We start from the raw sequence: 16,467 nt of genomic DNA on the forward strand, positions 1-16,467 counted from the left end.
TCCGCGCCCCGGTGACGACGACGCCCGGTCACCTCCTCCAGGAGGCGACCGGGCGTCGTCGTGACCGGCGGACCGCGCTCAGCTCTCGGGCTCGTGCGGGATGCCGGCCCACAGGGCGGCCCCCACGATGCCGGCGTTGTTGCGGAGCTCGGCGACCTTCACCGGCGTGCGCAGCTCGAGGAAGGGCAGGAACTTGTCCGCCTTCTTGGAGACCCCGCCGCCCACGATGAACAGGTTGGGGGAGAACAGGAACTCCACGTGGCCGAAGTAGCGCTGCAGCCGGGTGGTCGCCCACTTCTTCCACGGCATGTCCTCGCGCTCGCGCGCGGACGCCGACGCCTTCGTCTCGGCGTCGTGGCCGTCGATCTCCAGGTGGCCCAGCTCGGCGTTGGGAACGAGCTTGCCGTTGAGGATGAGGGCGGAACCGATGCCGGTGCCCAGGGTGATCACGATCACGAGGCCCTTGACGCCGCGGCCGGCGCCGTAGACGGCCTCGGCCAGGCCCGCTGCGTCGGCGTCGTTGAGGGCCTCGACCGGGCGGCCGAGCCGCTCGGTCATGAGCGCGTCGACGTCCGTGCCGATCCAGGCCTTGTCGATGTTGGCCGCCGAGAGGGCGACGCCCTCCTTGATGATCGCCGGGAACACGATGCCGACCGGCGAGTCCGGGGCCGGTGCCTCGGGACGGGCCTGCAGCTCCGCGACGATCTGCTCCACCACCTCGGCGACCTTCTCCGGGGTGGCCGGGCGGGGCGTGGGGATCCGGAAGCGCTCGCCGACGAGGTCGCCGGTGTCGAGGTCCACGATCCCGCCCTTGGTCCCGGTGCCCCCGAAGTCGATGCCGATGACGCGGCGGTTCGGCACGGCTGCGACGTCGCGGTCTGGTGTGGTCATGGGGCGGTCCTCTCGTGGGCCGTGGTCGGCTGATCAGTGGGCAGTCTACGGCAGGGCCTCTACGGCAGGGTGAGGATGTCCGCGCCGTCCTCGGTGACGACCAGCGTGTGCTCGAACTGCGCGCTGCGCAGCCGGTCGCGGGTGGTCACGGTCCAGTCGTCGTCCCACTGCTCCCACTGGATCGTGCCGAGGGTCAGCATGGGCTCGATGGTGAAGACCATGCCGGGGACCATGAGGGTGGCGTAGGAGGGCGCGGCGTCGTAGTGGGGCACGATGAGGCCGGAGTGGAACTCCCGGCCGACCCCGTGGCCGGTGAAGTCGCGGACCACGCCGTAGCCGAAGCGCCGGGCGTACTTCTCGATGACGCGGCCGATGACGTTGATCTCGCGCCCCGGCCGGACCGCCTTGACGGCCCGGCCCAGCGCCTCCTCGGTGCGCTCGACGAGCAGGCGGGACTGCTCGTCGACCTCGCCGACCAGGAACATCCGATTGGTGTCGCCGTGGAAGCCGTTCTTGTAGGCCGTGACGTCCAGGTTGATGATGTCGCCCTCCTCCAGCACCGTGGAGTCGGGGATGCCGTGGCAGATCACCTCGTTGAGGGACGTGCAGATCGACTTCGGGAAGCCCCGGTAGCCCAGGCAGGACGGGTAGGCCCCGTGGTCGCACAGGTACTCGTGGGCGATCCGGTCGAGCTCGTCCGTGGTGGTGCCGGGCACGGCCGCCCGCCCGGCCTCCTGCAGGGCGCGGGCGGCGATCCGGCCCGCCTCGCGGACGAGCTCGATCTCGTCCGGGGTGTAGACGTTGCCGCCGCGGCCCTCGTCCGGCTCCTCCCGCCCCACGTACTCGGGGCGCTCGATGGTCGCCGGCACGGGCCGGCCGGGGCTCACGGAGCCGGGGGCGAGAGCCCCGACCGGTGCGGTGCCGCCGGGAGCGGGGGCGGTGAGATTGTGCGTGGGCACGGGTGTCTGGACCTCCTGGATCGGGTGTGCCGGCCCCGTCCGGGCCGGTCCGGGCCTAGGATCTACCCTAGCGCGCCGGGTACGGAGCCGGCCCGGACCCCGGGCCCGGCGGCCACCGAGAGGAGAGGTCATGACCGAGTTCTGGTTCAACACCTACACCCACCAGGTCGAGGAGGGTCCGCAGTCGGACTACCGCAAGCTGCTGGGCCCCTACGCCACGCGCGAGGAGGCGCAGAACGCGCTGAGGACCGCGGCGGAGCGCACCCGGAAGTGGGACGAGGAGGACCGCGCCTTCGAGGAGGGCTGAGCCGGCGCGGACGCGACGGCGTCCTCGGCGGTCGCTCCCCGGTCGCGCCTCAGAAGCTGTGCTCGGGGCCCGGGAAGGTCCCGGAGCGCACGTCCTCGACGTAGCGGCCCACGGCGCCGGAGACCACGTCGTGGAGGTCCGCGTACTGCCGGACGAAACGCGGCATCCGGCCCCGGCGCAGTCCCAGCATGTCCTGCCACACGAGCACCTGCCCCGTGGTCCCCGGCCCGGCCCCGATGCCCACGGTCGGGATGCCGAGCGCGGCGTCCACCGCCGCGGCGGTCTCCGCCGGGACCATCTCCATCACCAGGCAGAACGCCCCGGCGGCCTCGAGGGCGCGGGCGTCCTCCAGGAGCGTGCGTGCCGCGTCGCCGCGGCCCTGCACCCGGTAGCCGCCCAGGGCGTGCTCGCTCTGCGGTGTGAAGCCCACGTGGGCGACCACGGGCACCCCCGCCTGCACCATGGCCTGCACGTGCGGGGCGAACCACGCCCCGCCCTCGAGCTTCACGGCGTGCGCCCCGCCCTCCTTGAGGAAGCGCACCGCGGTGGTCACCGCCTGTTCGGGGGAGCCCTCGTAGGAGCCGAAGGGGAGGTCCACCACCACGAAGGCGCGCTCGGCGGCACCCGAGACGGCCCGGCACATCGGCAGCAGCTCGTCCACCGTGACGGGAAGGGTGGACGAGTGGCCCAGGACGTTGTTGCCCGCGGAGTCGCCCACCAGCAGCGAGTCCACGCCGGCCGCGTCGAAGATCGCGGCCGTCAGGGCGTCGTAGCACGTGAGCATCGTGAACTTCTCGCCACGGCGCTTGGCCTCGCGCAGGTGGTGCGTGCGCACGCGGCGCACGTCCAGCGCACCCGGCTCCGGGCGGGGGGTCTCCTCGGTCATGGGCCCAGCCTATCGCTCCACCCCGCGCGCCCGCCCGTCCGCAGGGCGCGCCGGGGCGGAGCGTTAGAGTGGGCGGGACAGCAATCGCGCCCGTCCGGCGGGACACATGCGGGCGGCCGGAGCCGCGGGCAGGAAGACGAGGAAGACAACCATGGACCGTCAGCAGGAGTTCGTCCTCAGGACCATCGAGGAGCGCGACGTCCGCTTCGTGCGCATGTGGTTCACGGACGTGGTGGGCAGCCTCAAGTCGGTGGCCCTGGCCCCCGCCGAGGTCGAGGCGGCCTTCGAGGAGGGGCTGGGCTTCGACGGCTCCTCCATCGAGGGCCTGTCACGGGTCTCGGAGGCGGACATGCTCCTGCAGCCCGACCCCTCCACCTTCCAGATCCTGCCCTGGCGCAGCGAGACGGAGCCCACGGCGCGGATGTTCTGCAACATCCTGACCCCGGACGGCGAGCCCTCGTCCTCCGATCCGCGCGGCGTGCTCAAGCGCGTCCTGGAGAAGGCCTCGGACATGGGGTTCACCTGCTACACGGCGCCCGAGATCGAGTTCTACCTGCTGACGTCCCCGGACCTGGACGCCGACGGAAAGCCGACGCCGGTGGACCAGGAGGGCTACTTCGACCACGTGCCGGGCGGTGTGGTGCAGGACTTCCGCCGCAAGGCCGTCAACATGCTCGAGGCCGTCGGGATCTCCGTCGAGTTCTCCCACCACGAGGCGGGCCCCGGCCAGAACGAGATCGACCTGCGCTACGCCGACGCCCTGCAGACGGCCGACAACATCATGACCTTCCGCACGGTGATCAAGGAGGTCGCCCTCTCCCAGGGCCTGTACGCGACGTTCATGCCGAAGCCCTTCACGGAGCACCCGGGCTCCGGCATGCACACCCACTTCTCGCTGTTCGAGGGGGACACCAACGCCTTCTTCGAGGCGGGCTCCGAGTTCCGCCTCTCCCGCACGGCCGGGCACTTCATCGCCGGCATCCTGCGGCACGCGCCCGAGTTCACGTCGGTGACCAACCAGTTCGTGAACTCCTACAAGCGGCTCTGGGGCGGGGGAGAGGCCCCCTCCTACCGGTCCTGGGGGCACAACAACCGCTCCGCGCTCGTGCGGGTGCCCCTGTCCAAGCCGGACAAGGTGCAGGCCGCGCGGATCGAGTACCGGGGCATCGACTCGGCCACGAATCCGTACCTGTCCTACGCGGCCCTGCTGGCCGCCGGGCTGCGGGGCATCGAGAACGAGTACGAGCTGCCCCCCGTCGAGCTGGACGACGTCGCGGCGATGAGCTCCGCGGAGCGCCGGGCACTCGGCCACCACCCGCTCCCCTCGAGCCTCTACGACGCCATCCGGGAGACCGAGGAGTCGGAGTTCATGGCGGAGCTGCTCGGGGAGCAGGTCTACGACTACTTCCTGCGCAACAAGCGCCGGGACTGGAACGACTACCGCCGGGTCGTCACCCACTTCGAACTCAAGAACAACCTCGGCATCCTCTGAGCCCCGGACGGACCGCCCCATGACGCACCCTCCCCAGTCCGCCGCCCCCGACCCCGTCGCCACCGGCCGGCTCATCAAGGTCGGCTTCGCGGACACGGGCAACGCCCAGCGCTGGCTCCGCTTCCCGGAGCTCGCCGAGGTCGACCTGGACCGGCTGCTGGAGGGCCTGGCACTGTCGGCGTCGCCCGACGTCGCGCTGCGGCTCACCGTCCGTCTCCTCGAGGGGTCCCCGGAGCTGGCCGAGCGGATCAACGGCGGCCCGGAGGCCTCCGAGACCATGTTCCGGCTGCTGGGAGCCTCCGAGGCGCTCGGCGAGTTCCTGATCCGGCGCCCGGAGCACCTGGACCTGCTCGCGGAGCCCGCCGCCGCGGAGCCCGACGAGATCCCCGCGGAGCAGTTCCGCGACGCCCTGCTGGCGGCGGTGGGCGCCGACCCGGCCGCGCGCACCCCGGTCGCCGCGGAGACCGGCGACGCCGTCTGCAGCGCACTGCGCGTGGCCTACCGGCGGGAGCTGGCGCGCATCGCGATCCGCGACGTCGGCGCCCTCTACCCGGCCGACCACATGCCCGCGGTGGGCCGGCAGCTGGCCGACCTCGCCGCCGCGGCCCTCGAGGCGGCGCTCGCGGTGTCCCGGGCGGAGGCGGCAGGCACCTGGGCTCCCGACCTGGTCGACCGGGTGCGGCTCGCCGTGATCGGGATGGGCAAGTGCGGGGCGCGGGAGCTCAACTACATCTCCGACGTGGACGTCGTGCACGTCATGGCCGTCGACGACCCGGAGGGCGCGGAGCCGCTGGAGGGCACGGAGGCCACGCGGATCGGCACGGCCCTGGCCGCGGGCACGGCCCGGGCGATCATGGCCCGCGGCACGGAGCCCCCGCTGTGGGAGGTGGACCCCAACCTCCGGCCCGAGGGCAAGGACGGCCCGCTCGTGCGCACCCTGGACTCGCACGTGCGCTACTACGAGCGGTGGGCCGAGTCCTGGGAGTTCCAGGCCCTGCTCAAGGCCCGGCCCATCGCCGGGGACGCCGAGCTCGGAGCCGCCTACCGGACGGCGATCGACCCGTACGTCTGGCGCAGCGCCGCACGCGAGGGGTTCGTCGAGTCGGTGCAGGCGATGCGGCGCCGGGTGACGGACAACATCGCGTCCGCGGACGCCGAGCGGCAGATCAAGCTCGGACCCGGCGGGCTGCGCGACGTGGAGTTCACCGTCCAGCTGCTGCAGCTCGTGCACGGGCGCACCGACGAGCGGGTCCGGACCCAGGCCACGACCGACTCCCTGGGCGCGCTCTCCGAGGGGGGCTACATCGCCCGCCAGGACAGTGAGCAGTTCTCCGCCCACTACCGGTGGCTGCGCCTGCTCGAGCACCGCATCCAGCTGTTCCGGCTGCGGCGCACCCACCTCATGCCGAGCGGCGAGCGGGAGCTCACCGTCATCGCCCGGTCCGTGCGCGGGGCCGCGGACACCGCCCGCCCCTCCGCCGACTCCCTGCTCGAGGAGTGGCGCAGGATCAAGCGCAGCGTGCGGGGCATGCACGAGCGGATCTTCTACCGGCCGCTGCTGGCCGCGCTGGCGCACCTGCCCGAGACCGACACCCGGCTGTCGGCCGAGTCCGTGCGGGACCGGCTGGCCGCGCTCGGCTACCAGGACCCGAAGGCCGCCGTGCGGCACATCGAGGCGCTCACCCGCGGGGTGAGCCGGCGGGCCGAGATCCTGCGCACCCTCCTGCCGGTGCTCCTGTCCTGGCTGGCCGACGGGGTCGACGCCGACGCCGGGCTGCTCGGCTTCCGGCGGCTCTCCGAGTCGCTGGGGACCACGCCGTGGTTCCTGCGGCTGCTGCGCGACTCGAACGCCGCCGCCGAGCGCCTGTGCCAGATCCTCTCGAGCTCCCGCTACGTCGCGGACCTGTTGGAGAACTCGCCCGAGGCGACCGCGTGGCTCGGCCAGGACGAGGAGCTCTGCCCCGTGCCCTTCGAGACCCTGTGGAGCGAGATCCACGCCCAGATGGCGCGCCACCCCGACCCGGGGGAGGCCGTGCGGATGATCCGGCTGATCCGCCGCCGCGAGGAGCTGCGGGTGGCGCTCGCGGACACCTCCGGGCTGCTCGACGTCGAGCAGGTCGTGGAGGCGCTGTCCGACATCGACCGGGCCTGCGTCCTCGGCGCCCTGCACGTGGCGGAGCGGGAGGTCTACGAGCGCTCCGGGCGGCTCGCCGACGTCCTCGTGGTCGCGATGGGCCGGCAGGGCGGGCGGGAGATCGGCTACGGCTCCGACGCCGACGTCATGTACGTCTACGCCCCGGTGGGGGACGCCGACCCCGGGGCGGCCCGGGAGCAGGCCGAGACGCTGCTGCAGCGGATGGCGCAGCTCCTCAAGGCGCCCTGCTCGCCGCCCATCGTGGCGGAGCGCGTCCTGGAGATCGACAACGACCTGCGCCCCGAGGGCAAGCAGGGCCCGATGGTGCGCTCCGTCGAGTCCTACGCCGAGTACTACGCCCGCTGGGCGCAGACCTGGGAGTTCCAGGCGCTCACGCGGGCGCTGCCCCTGGCCGGCAGCGACGACCTGGCCGAGTCCTTCCGCCGTGTCATCGACCCGCGCCGCTACCCCGCGGAGTTCACGGAGCGGCAGCTGCTGGAGGTCCGGCGGATGAAGGCGCGCGTCGAGAACGAGCGGATGCCCCGGGGCGCGGACCCGTCCCGGCACGTGAAGCTGGGGCGGGGCGGGCTCTCGGACGTGGAGTGGCTCGTCCAGACGCTGCAGCTGCAGCACGGGCACCGGATCCCGGCGCTGCGCACCACGGGCACCCTGCGGGCCCTGCACGCCGCGGAGGCGGCGGAGCTCGTGAGCGCCGAGGACGCCGCCGCCCTGGCCGCGGCGTGGCGTCTGGCCACCGCCGTGCGCAACGGCAACGTGCTGCGCACCGGGCGCCGCTCCGACGCCCTGCCCTCGAAGCGGGCCGACCTCGAGGCGGTGGCGCGCTGGTGCGGCTATCCCCACGGCGGCGCCGGCCGGCTCGAGGAGGACTATCTGCGCACCACCCGCAAGGCACGGGCCGTGTTCGAGCGGATCTTCTACGGGCACTGAGCGCACCGGCGGAACCGTGAGCACGGGGAAGGCCCCGGACCCCGACGAGGGGTCCGGGGCCTTCCCCGTGCGGCTCCTGCGGCTCAGACGCCGTAGTAGAGCGAGAACTCCAGCGGGTGCGGGACCACGGAGAGCGGCTTGAGCTCGAACTCGCGCTTGTACTCGATCCAGGACCGGATGGTGTCCTCGGTGAAGACGTCACCGGCGAGCAGGAACTCGTGGTCCTCCTCGAGGGCCAGCAGCGCCTCCTCCAGCGAGGCCGGGGCCTTCTTGATGTCCTTGGCCTCCTCGGCGGGCAGCTCGTAGAGGTCCTTGTCGATCGGGTCGGTCGGCTCGATGCGGTTGCGGATGCCGTCGAGGCCCGCCATCAGCTGCGCGGCGAACGCCAGGTACGGGTTGCACGAGGGGTCCGGGGCGCGGAACTCGAGGCGCTTGGCCTTCGGGTTCGTGCCCGTGATCGGGATGCGGATGCCGGCGGAGCGGTTGCCCTGCGAGTACACCATGTTGACCGGCGCCTCGAAGCCCTTGACCAGGCGACGGTACGAGTTCACCGTCGGGTTGGTGAAGGCGAGCACGGCGGAGGAGTGCTCGAGCAGGCCGCCGATGTACCAGCGGGCGAGGTCGGACAGCCCCGCGTAGCCCTTCTCGTCGTAGAACAGCGGCTCGCTGCCCTTCCACAGGGACTGGTGGCAGTGCATGCCGGAGCCGTTGTCGTTGAAGACGGGCTTGGGCATGAACGTGGCCGACTTGCCGAAGGCGTCCGCGGTGTTCTTGATGACGTACTTGAACTTCTGCAGGTCGTCGGCGGCCTTGGTCAGGGTGTTGAACCGGTAGTTGATCTCGGCCTGACCGGGCGCGCCCACCTCGTGGTGCGAGCGCTCGACCTCGAGGCCGACCTCGTCGAGGGCCACGCACATCGCGTCGCGCAGGTCGGCCTGCTTGTCGACCGGGGAGACGGGGAAGTAGCCGCCCTTGGTGGCGGTCTTGTTGCCCAGGTTCCCGCCCTCCTCCTTGCGGCCGGTGTTCCAGGCGGCCTCGTCGGAGTCGATGGCGTAGAAGGAGCCCTGCGGCTGGACGTCGTAGCGGACGTCCTCGAAGATGAAGAACTCGGCCTCGGACGCGAAGTTGGCGACGTCCGCGATGCCGGTCGAGGCCATGTACGCCTCGGCGCGCTCGGCGACGCCGCGGGGGTCGCGGTGGTAGGGCTCACCGGTGCGGGGGTTCACGATCGAGCAGGCGACCACGAGGGTCTTCTCGACGCGGAAGGGGTCCACGAAGGCGGACGTCGGGTCCGGGATGAGCTGCATGTCGGACTCGGCGATGCCCTGGAACCCACGGATGGAGGAGCCGTCGAACAGCTGTCCGTGCTCGAAGAAGTCGTCGTCCACCGACTTGGCCGGGAGGTTGAAGTGCTGCTGCACGCCGGGCATGTCCGTGAACCGGACGTCGACGAAGACGATCTCCTCGTCCTTGATGAACGCGAGGACTTCCTCGGGTGTCTGGAACATGTGCTGTTCTCCTTGATTAGGTGGGCTGGACCGCCGTGCCGGGAGCACTCGAGCGGCGTCCGTTTCCGGGTACCACGCTACGGACCGGGCATTAAGACCCCGTGTCCCGCGTGTTTCCTCGGTGTAACGCAGCCGACATCGGCGGGCCACGGTCCCCGTCAGTCTAGGGGAGGTCGTCCCCGATACCCTGAGGACATGATCGACAGACGCGACGTGGGCTCCTGGCTCGAGGGGCCGGGGACCGGCCGGCAGCGGTACCCCGGGGAGCGCCTCGGGCGCCCCGAGGAGGGGCCGGGGTCCGTGGGGCGGGTCGGGCGGAGGATCGTGGCCCTCGTCCTGGACTGGTACCTGTGCTGGGCCCTCGCCCAGTGGCTCGTGCCCGGGTGGAACGAGCAGGGCCTGATGACGCTGGCGTTCCTGTTCGTGCTCAACGTCCTGCTGGTCGGCGCGACCGGGCACACCCCGGGGCACCTGCTGCTGGGGCTGCAGGTGCAGACGCTGGCCGGGCGGCCGGCGGGCTTCGCCCGCGCCGTGGTGCGCTCGCTGCTGCTGTGCCTCGTGGTCCCGGCGGTCGTGTTCGACCCGGACCAGCGCGGCCTGCACGACCGTGCGGTGGACACGGTCCTGGTCCGCACCCGCTGACCCTCCCGCCGGGGAGAGCACCCGGGGGAGGGTGTCCGGCGACGACGACGGTGCCCGCCGCCCGGTGGGGGCGACGGGCACCGTCGTCGGAGAGGCGTGCGGGTCAGCGGCCGCGCGTGGCCCGGCGGTCCGGGCGGGCGCGCATGGGGTCCACGCCCTTGGGGATCGGCAGGCGGTTGCCCAGCGTGCTGATCCGCTTGTGCACGGTCTGCACCTCCTGCTGGGTGAGCTTCTTGTCGAGCTTCTTCATCTGCTTGGAGAGCTCGCGCAGCGGCACCTGGCCCTCTCCCTTGCCGGTCTTGATGACGTGGATCGGCACGTTCTGGATCACGGGTGTGATCCGGCGGCGCTCCTTCGCGACGAGCTTGTCGACGCGACCGGCGGGGCCCTCGGTCACGAGCACCACCCCGGGACGGCCGATGGCGCGGAAGATGAGGTCCCGGGTGCGGGGATCCATGGCGGCCGGCTGCTCCTCGACGATCCACCCCCGGCGCAGCGCCGAGAGCGCGGCGCCGGCCGCCCCGGGCTGGTCCTCGATCCGGGCGAACGCGGCGCGCTCCGCCCGCCGGGAGAGGTAGAACGAGGCGGCGAGCAGGGCGAACGGCAGACCGATGAGGAGCCCGGTGATCCAGTTGCCGAGCAGGACGCCGATGAGCAGGAAGACCAGGAGGACCCCGAGGCCGATCAGCAGCATCCACCAGCCGATGTTGGGCTCGACCTTGCGGGTCATCGCGAAGACCTGCTTGATCTGGCTGAGGAAGCCGGGCCCCTTGGTCGCCTTCCGCTGCTTCTTCGCCTCGCGCTTCTGCGCCCGGGTGGGCTTCCCCGTGGGCTTGCCGGTCGGCTTCCCGGTCGGCTTCGCCGCCGGCTTCCCGGGTGCGGTGGATCGCGACGTCGGGCGCGACTTGGCGTGGGAGGGTGACACGTTGAGACCTCGTCCTGTGGTGCGGTGGCGGCGGTTCGGCGGATCCGCGGCCGGGCGTGGCGAGACGCCCCGCCGCGGATCCGTCCTACAGTTTAGCGGGTGGGCGCGACCGCGCCCGGACGGTCCTCAGCCGAGGCGCTGGACCAGGGACGAGGCCTCCTGCGAGGCGCTGCCGGTGTCCTCGATGTGCGCCAGGTGGGACGGGATCTCCCGGCCGGACTTCTCCATGGCACGGGCCCAGAGCCGGCCGGCACGGTAGGAGGAACGGACCATGGGGCCGGCCATGACGCCCAGGAAGCCGATCTCCTCGGCCAGCGCGGAGAGCTCCACGAACTCCTCGGGCTTGACCCACCGGTCGATCGGGTGGAACAGCGGCGAGGGGCGAAGGTACTGGGTCAGCGTGATGATGTCGCACCCCGCGTCGTTGAGGTCGCACAGGGCCTCGTGGATCTCCTCGTTCGTCTCGCCCATGCCGAGGATGAGGTTGGACTTCGTGATCATCCCGGCGTCCTTGCCCTGGGTGATGACGTCCAGGGAGCGCTCGTACGTGAACGCGGGCCGGATCTGGCGGAAGATGCGCGGCACCGTCTCGACGTTGTGCGCGAAGACCTCCGGTTCGGCGTCGATGACCTGCTGCAGCCGGTCCGGCTTGCCCTGGAAGTCGGGGATCAGGATCTCCACGCCGGTGTTGGGGTTCAGCGTGTGGATCGCGCGGATGGTCTCCGCGTACAGCCAGGCCCCGCCGTCGTCCAGGTCGTCACGGGCCACGCCGGTGACGGTCGCGTAGCGCAGGCCCAGCTCCTTGACGGACTCGGCCACCTTGCGCGGCTCCGTCACGTCCAGCGGGTCCGGCCTGCCGGTGGCGATGTCGCAGAAGTCGCAGCGACGGGTGCACTTGGAGCCGCCGATCAGGAAGGTGGCCTCCCGGTCCTCCCAGCACTCGTAGATGTTGGGGCAGCCGGCCTCCTCGCACACCGTGTGCAGGCCCTTGCCGCGGGCGAGCGACTTCAGCTCCTGGAACTCCGGGCCCATCCGGGCCGTGTTCTTCAGCCAGGACGGCTTCTTCTCGATCGGTGTCTCGGCGTTGCGCGCCTCGACACGCAGCAGGCGGCGGCCCTCGGGGGCAACGGTCATGGTCGGTCTCCTTGTCGAGATGTCGACGGTGGTGCGCCGGTGGCCCCGGTGGTCCCGGGGCGGCGCGGGTCAGCTGACGGCGGTCGGCCAGGGCAGCGGGCCCGGGGTTCCTGACACGACGAACTGTTCGCACAACTCGTCCTGGCGGGCGGTTATTTCCTGCTCCATCCGTGCGGCCACGGTCTCGGGGGTCACGAGCCGGCCCGTCTCCTGCGAGAGGCTCGTGACGGAGGCGTCGGTGATGCCGCAGGGGATGATCCTGCCGAAGGGGCGCAGGTCGTTGGAGCAGTTCAGGGCGAAGCCGTGCATGGTGGCCCGCCGGGAGACCTGCACCCCGATCGCCGCGATCTTGCGGTCCGGCCCGTGCTCGTCCGCGGGCACCCACGCCCCGGAGCGCCCGGCCACGGTGGTGGCCCGCACCCCGAAGTCCGCGACCACGGCCAGGAGGATCTCCTCGAGCAGGCGCACGAAGCGCACGACGTCGATGGGCGTGGTCAGCCGCACGACGGGGTAGCCGACGAGCATGCCGGGGCCGTGGTAGGTCAGCTTGCCGCCGCGCCCGATCTCCACGACCTCGGTCCCGTCGTCCGGGTACTCGTGGGGCTCGGCGCGCCGCCCGGCGGTGTAGACGGGAGGGTGCTCCAGCAGGAGCACGGTGTTGTCCCGTGCGCCCGCGACGACCTCGCGGTGGACGTTCCGCTGCAGCTCCAGCGCCGAGCGGTAGTCGACGAGGTGCGGTTCGAAGCCGAGCCGTTCGAAGCAGAGGGACATGGTGCCAGCCTATCGCGCTCCACCGCCGCGCGGGTGGGCCCCGGGCCTGTGGACGGACCGGACGGCGGCGGAGGCCGGGCAGGCATGCTGGACGGCATGGAGCAGCGTCCCGCCGCGCACGGCGGCCAGCACGAGACCTCCCGCACCCTGTCCGCCTCCGCACGGGCACGGCTCGCCGCGGCGCTGCGGGAGGACCGCACGGGGGCCCGTCCCGGCCCGTTCGTCGGCACGCCCGCGGAGGACGGGCCGGCGCCCCCGCGGCTCCCGCCCGAGGACGGCCTGGAGCCGGTGCACCGCCTGGGCGGGAGCTCCTGGCTGGTGCGCGAGGTGCGCTCGGGGGAGCAGTTCGTCCTGCGGGCCTGCCCGGCGGAGCCCGGCCCGCAGCGCGACCGGTCGTGGCGCGCGGTCCGGTCCCTCGCCGTGGCGCTCGCGGGCAGGGAGGATCCCTGCGTCGTCGCCGTGCGCGGCCTGCTGGGCCCGGTGGAGGCGCCGGTGGGGCTGGTCGAGGACTTCCTGGCGGGTGGCTCCCTCGCCGAGCGGCTGTCCGGGCGGGACCGGCTCGACCCCGTCGCCGTGGCCTCGGTGCTCCGCGACGCCGCGACCGGGCTGGCGGCGCTGCACGCCCTGGGCCGGTGCCACGGAGGGCTCACCGCGCGGCAGATCCTGTTCCGGACCCCGGAGCGGCAGGAGGGGCACGGGACACCGGAGGGCGCGGCGGCCGCGGGCGCCGCCGCCGTGCGTGCGGGCACGACGGCCGGCAGACCGGAGGACGACGTCCGCGATCTCGCGGTGGTCGGGTGGGCGGCGCTCACCGGCCGGTCCCCCTCCGACGACGCCCACCGGGTGCCCCTGGCCGTGCTGCGCCCCGATGCACCCTCCGGTCTCGTCCGGGCGGTCGAGGCCTCCCTCGACGCCGATCCCTCGGCCCGGCCGACCGCGCGGGAACTGGCCGACCGGCTCGCGTCGCCCCACGAGCCGGGCCCCGGGGCCGGGGCCGCACCCACGACGCGCCCGGCCCGGAGGCCGGGCCGGGGCGGCGGCAGCACCCCCACGACGGACCCGTCGCGGTCGGCCACCGGCCGCCGGCTCCTGCTCGGCGGGGGCCTGGCGCTGGTGCTGGCCTCCGGGGCCGCCGTCCTGCTGGGGCAGCAGGACTCATCGCCTCGGCCGTCCCCGGCGGTGACGGCACGAGCGACGGTGACGGCGGCCCTGCCCGTCACCTCCGAGCCGTCGGGCCCGGCGGCGCACGGCGGCGCACGGCCCGACGCGACGCCGCCGGCCACGGCCGCGGATCCCCGGCGGGCGGTGCGCGAGCTCGTGGCGCGGCGGGGTGCGGCGCTGCGCACGGGCGACGCCCGGCTGCTGGAGGAGGTGTACGCGCCCGGGGCCGACGCCGCGGCGGCCGACCGGGAGGCCATCGCTCACGCGGACGGGGCGGGCGACGGGGTCTTCGACGAGCTCCTGCTCGAGGTCGAGAGCGTCCGCGACCCACCGCCGGGGACAGCGGCGGGGTCCTCCGAGCCGGGCACCGTCGCCCTGCTGGCCGAGGTGCGGGTGGACGGCTACCGTGGCGAGCCGGACGGCGCCCCGTCCGTGGTGCCGTCCGGCCGGGGATGGTTGCAGACGGTGGTCGTCACCCTGGTCGACGGCGAGCGGGGCTGGCGGCTGGCCCGGGTGGAGCCCGCGGCCGGGGCGCCTCCCCGGACGGGGGCGGACCCGGCACGGGAGGACCCCCGGGGCTGACGTGCGGCGCCGGGGGCCCTGGGGGTGCGGGACGGGTCACCAGAGGGTGGCGACCGCCATGTTGATCAGCGCCAGGCCGCCGACGGCGTGGGCCAGGCCGGTCGAGACGGTCTCGCCGCGTCGGGTCCTCCGCTGGCCCAGGAAGGCGGCGACCGCCACCGCGAGGGCCACGAGGAGCTTCACGGCGACCTTGGCGTGGTTGACGTCGCCGTCGCCCATCTCGTGGATGCCCACGAGCAGGACGCCGGTCACCAGGCTCAGCAGCGAGGCGTGGAACTGGCCGGGGGACACCGTCGGGCGCCTCAGGGTGTAGATCCAGGTGCCCACGATGATCGCGGCGCCGACGAGGTGGAGGAGGACGAGGAGGCCGGTCAGGAAGGTCATGCCACCGACCCTAGCGGAGCCCCGTCCGCGCACGCCGGGAGGGCGTGCTCCGAGTGTTCAGGAACACGCCCTCCCGGTGCGGTCGGTCCTCCGCAGGCGTCCAGCGGCGGCCGTGGGCGGGGGCCGGACCGCCTAGAGCCCCACCTCCGACTCGAAGCGGCCCTCCTCCAGGCGCGCCTTGAGCGCCTGGAGGAAGCGGCCGGCGTCCGCGCCGTCGACCAGGCGGTGGTCGTAGGTCAGCGACAGGTAGCACATCTGCCGGATGGCGATGGTGTCGTTGCCGTCCGCGTCGGCGACGACCATCGGCCGCTTCACGATCGACCCCGTGCCGAGGATGGCGACCTGCGGCTGGTTGATGATCGGGGTGTCGAACAGGGCACCGAAGGAGCCGATGTTCGTGATCGTGAAGGTGCCGCCGGTGAGGATGTCCGGCGTGATGTTGCCGTCCTTGGCCCGGGCCCCGAGCTCGGCGATCTGCTTGGCCAGACCACCGAGGTTGAGGTCGCCGGCGTCCTTGATGACCGGCACCAGCAGGCCCCTCGGGGTGTCCACCGCGATGGCGAGGTTCTCGGAGTCGTTGTAGACGATCTCCTTCTCGGCCTCGCGGAAGGTGGCGTTGAGCTTGGGGTGCGCCTGCAGGGCCTCGGCCACCGCCTTGGCGAAGAACGGCAGGAAGGTGAGCTTGGCCCCTTCCCGCTCCTGGAACTGTGCCTTCGCCTTGTTGCGCAGCGTCGCCACGCGCGTCATGTCGACCTCGGTCACCTGGGTCAGCTGGGCCGACTCCTGGAGCGACTCCCGCATGCGCTGCGCGATCGTCATCCGGATCCGCGGGGCCTTCTCCGTGGTCCCCCGCTTGGCGTCCGCCTTCGGGGCGACCTTCTCCGGCGCGGCCTTCTGCTCCGGTGCGGCAGCGGCGGACTCGGCCGGTGCCTCGGCGCCCTTCTGCTGCTCCGCCGCGGCCAGCACGTCCTGCTTGCGGATGCGACCGCCCACGCCGGTGCCGGTGAGCGCGGAGAGGTCGACGCCCTCCTTCTTGGCGAGCTTGCGCACCAGCGGCGTCACGTAGGACGAGGTGTCCCCGGACGGTGCCTCCTGCTTGTCGGTGCGGGCGCCGTCGCGCTGCTCGGCGTCCTGCTGACCGTCGCCCGAGGTGTCGGCCAGCACGGGCTCGTCGGTCTCGACCAGGGCCTCGTCGCGGGACGGGGCCTTCTCCTGCTTCCCGGTGGAGGAGCCCTCGTAGCCCTCGCCCCCGGAGGTGGGCTTCTTCGCGGGCTTCTCCTCGGCCTCCTCGGCGGAGGAGTCGCCCTCGCCGGAGGAGTCCTCGGCCGGCTGGTCCCCGGACGGGGCGGCGCCGGAGCCGATGACCGCCAGCACCTGGCCGACCTCCGCGTCCTCGTCCTCCTGCACCCGGATCTCCAGCAGGGTCCCGGCCACGGGGGAGGGGACCTCGGTGTCGACCTTGTCGGTGGAGACCTCCAGCAGCGGCTCGTCGACGGCGACCTCGTCACCGACCTCCTTGAGCCACCGGGTCACGGTGCCCTCGGTCACGGACTCGCCGAGCGCGGGCAGGGTGACCTCGCTGCCCTCGCCCGTCTCCTGGGCCTCGGCCTTCGGGGCCTTCTCCTGCCCGGAGTCCTTCCCGGAGGACTCCTGCTCGGCGGCCTCGTCGGTCGCCTCGGGGGTCTCGGCCTCGGTCGCGGCGTCCTCGGCCTCCTCGGCGGAGGAGTCGCCCTCGCCGGAGGA

At 73.0% G+C, this 16,467-nt stretch carries 14 protein-coding genes; 5 read left to right on the plus strand and 9 right to left on the minus strand.

The window, feature by feature from the left end; translation table 11 throughout:
• Nucleotides 1-78: 78 nt before the first annotated feature.
• A complete protein-coding gene (gene ppgK / locus ACH9D3_RS06055) occupies nucleotides 79-891 on the minus strand; it encodes a polyphosphate--glucose phosphotransferase (RefSeq protein WP_396398408.1) in 813 nt (270 codons plus the stop codon).
• 59 nt (nucleotides 892-950) lie between these two features.
• On the minus strand, nucleotides 951-1,850 hold the full coding sequence (map, locus tag ACH9D3_RS06060) for a type I methionyl aminopeptidase (protein ID WP_396398407.1): 900 nt from the start codon (nucleotides 1,848-1,850) through the stop codon (nucleotides 951-953).
• 130 nt (nucleotides 1,851-1,980) lie between these two features.
• Between map and ACH9D3_RS06065 the strand changes: the two genes are divergently transcribed.
• Complete coding sequence (locus ACH9D3_RS06065) at nucleotides 1,981-2,157, plus strand: SPOR domain-containing protein (RefSeq protein WP_396410253.1); 177 nt, start codon at nucleotides 1,981-1,983, stop codon at nucleotides 2,155-2,157.
• 49 nt (nucleotides 2,158-2,206) lie between these two features.
• Here ACH9D3_RS06065 and panB read toward each other — a convergent pair whose 3' ends face one another.
• Entirely contained in the window at nucleotides 2,207-3,043 is an 837-nt protein-coding gene (gene panB, locus ACH9D3_RS06070) for a 3-methyl-2-oxobutanoate hydroxymethyltransferase (protein WP_396410254.1), read from the minus strand.
• A gap of 151 nt (nucleotides 3,044-3,194) precedes the next feature.
• Here panB and ACH9D3_RS06075 point away from each other — a divergent pair, with 151 nt between their 5' ends.
• Nucleotides 3,195-4,535 (plus strand): glutamine synthetase family protein, encoded by a 1,341-nt coding sequence (locus tag ACH9D3_RS06075; protein WP_396398404.1) that lies wholly within the window; start codon nucleotides 3,195-3,197, stop codon nucleotides 4,533-4,535.
• 19 nt (nucleotides 4,536-4,554) lie between these two features.
• Nucleotides 4,555-7,617: a bifunctional [glutamine synthetase] adenylyltransferase/[glutamine synthetase]-adenylyl-L-tyrosine phosphorylase gene (locus ACH9D3_RS06080; RefSeq protein WP_396398403.1), complete on the plus strand. Its 3,063-nt coding sequence runs from the start codon at nucleotides 4,555-4,557 to the stop codon at nucleotides 7,615-7,617.
• An 83-nt stretch (nucleotides 7,618-7,700) separates the two neighbouring features.
• On the opposite strand, the gene glnA is transcribed toward ACH9D3_RS06080, so the two are convergent.
• The gene (gene glnA / locus ACH9D3_RS06085; protein ID WP_396410255.1) at nucleotides 7,701-9,125 is read right to left on the minus strand and encodes a type I glutamate--ammonia ligase; all 1,425 of its coding nucleotides are present in this window, start codon (nucleotides 9,123-9,125) and stop codon (nucleotides 7,701-7,703) included.
• Between the two features lie 195 nt (nucleotides 9,126-9,320).
• On the opposite strand from glnA, the gene ACH9D3_RS06090 reads away from it, so the two are divergent.
• Nucleotides 9,321-9,767: an RDD family protein gene (locus tag ACH9D3_RS06090; protein ID WP_396398401.1), complete on the plus strand. Its 447-nt coding sequence runs from the start codon at nucleotides 9,321-9,323 to the stop codon at nucleotides 9,765-9,767.
• A gap of 103 nt (nucleotides 9,768-9,870) precedes the next feature.
• Here the strand turns inward: ACH9D3_RS06090 and ACH9D3_RS06095 are convergent, their stop codons facing one another.
• From ACH9D3_RS06095 to lipB, 3 genes are all read right to left on the minus strand, one after another.
• Complete coding sequence (locus tag ACH9D3_RS06095) at nucleotides 9,871-10,692, minus strand: DUF4191 domain-containing protein (RefSeq protein ID WP_396398400.1); 822 nt, start codon at nucleotides 10,690-10,692, stop codon at nucleotides 9,871-9,873.
• A gap of 126 nt (nucleotides 10,693-10,818) precedes the next feature.
• On the minus strand, nucleotides 10,819-11,826 hold the full coding sequence (gene lipA, locus ACH9D3_RS06100; RefSeq protein WP_396398399.1) for a lipoyl synthase: 1,008 nt from the start codon (nucleotides 11,824-11,826) through the stop codon (nucleotides 10,819-10,821).
• 69 nt (nucleotides 11,827-11,895) lie between these two features.
• Nucleotides 11,896-12,597 (minus strand): lipoyl(octanoyl) transferase LipB, encoded by a 702-nt coding sequence (gene lipB, locus ACH9D3_RS06105; RefSeq protein WP_396398398.1) that lies wholly within the window; start codon nucleotides 12,595-12,597, stop codon nucleotides 11,896-11,898.
• A 96-nt stretch (nucleotides 12,598-12,693) separates the two neighbouring features.
• Between lipB and ACH9D3_RS06110 the strand changes: the two genes are divergently transcribed.
• On the plus strand, nucleotides 12,694-14,340 hold the full coding sequence (locus tag ACH9D3_RS06110) for a hypothetical protein (protein WP_396410256.1): 1,647 nt from the start codon (nucleotides 12,694-12,696) through the stop codon (nucleotides 14,338-14,340).
• Between the two features lie 36 nt (nucleotides 14,341-14,376).
• Here ACH9D3_RS06110 and ACH9D3_RS06115 read toward each other — a convergent pair whose 3' ends face one another.
• Both ACH9D3_RS06115 and sucB read right to left on the minus strand, forming a co-directional pair.
• On the minus strand, nucleotides 14,377-14,724 hold the full coding sequence (locus tag ACH9D3_RS06115; protein WP_396410257.1) for a hypothetical protein: 348 nt from the start codon (nucleotides 14,722-14,724) through the stop codon (nucleotides 14,377-14,379).
• Nucleotides 14,725-14,856: 132 nt separating this feature from the next.
• The coding region (gene sucB / locus ACH9D3_RS06120; RefSeq protein WP_396410258.1) for a 2-oxoglutarate dehydrogenase, E2 component, dihydrolipoamide succinyltransferase at nucleotides 14,857-16,467 on the minus strand (1,611 nt) is incomplete at its 5' end.

This window comes from Kocuria kalidii, from assembly GCF_044462225.1.
GTDB lineage: Bacteria > Actinomycetota > Actinomycetes > Actinomycetales > Micrococcaceae > Kocuria > Kocuria kalidii.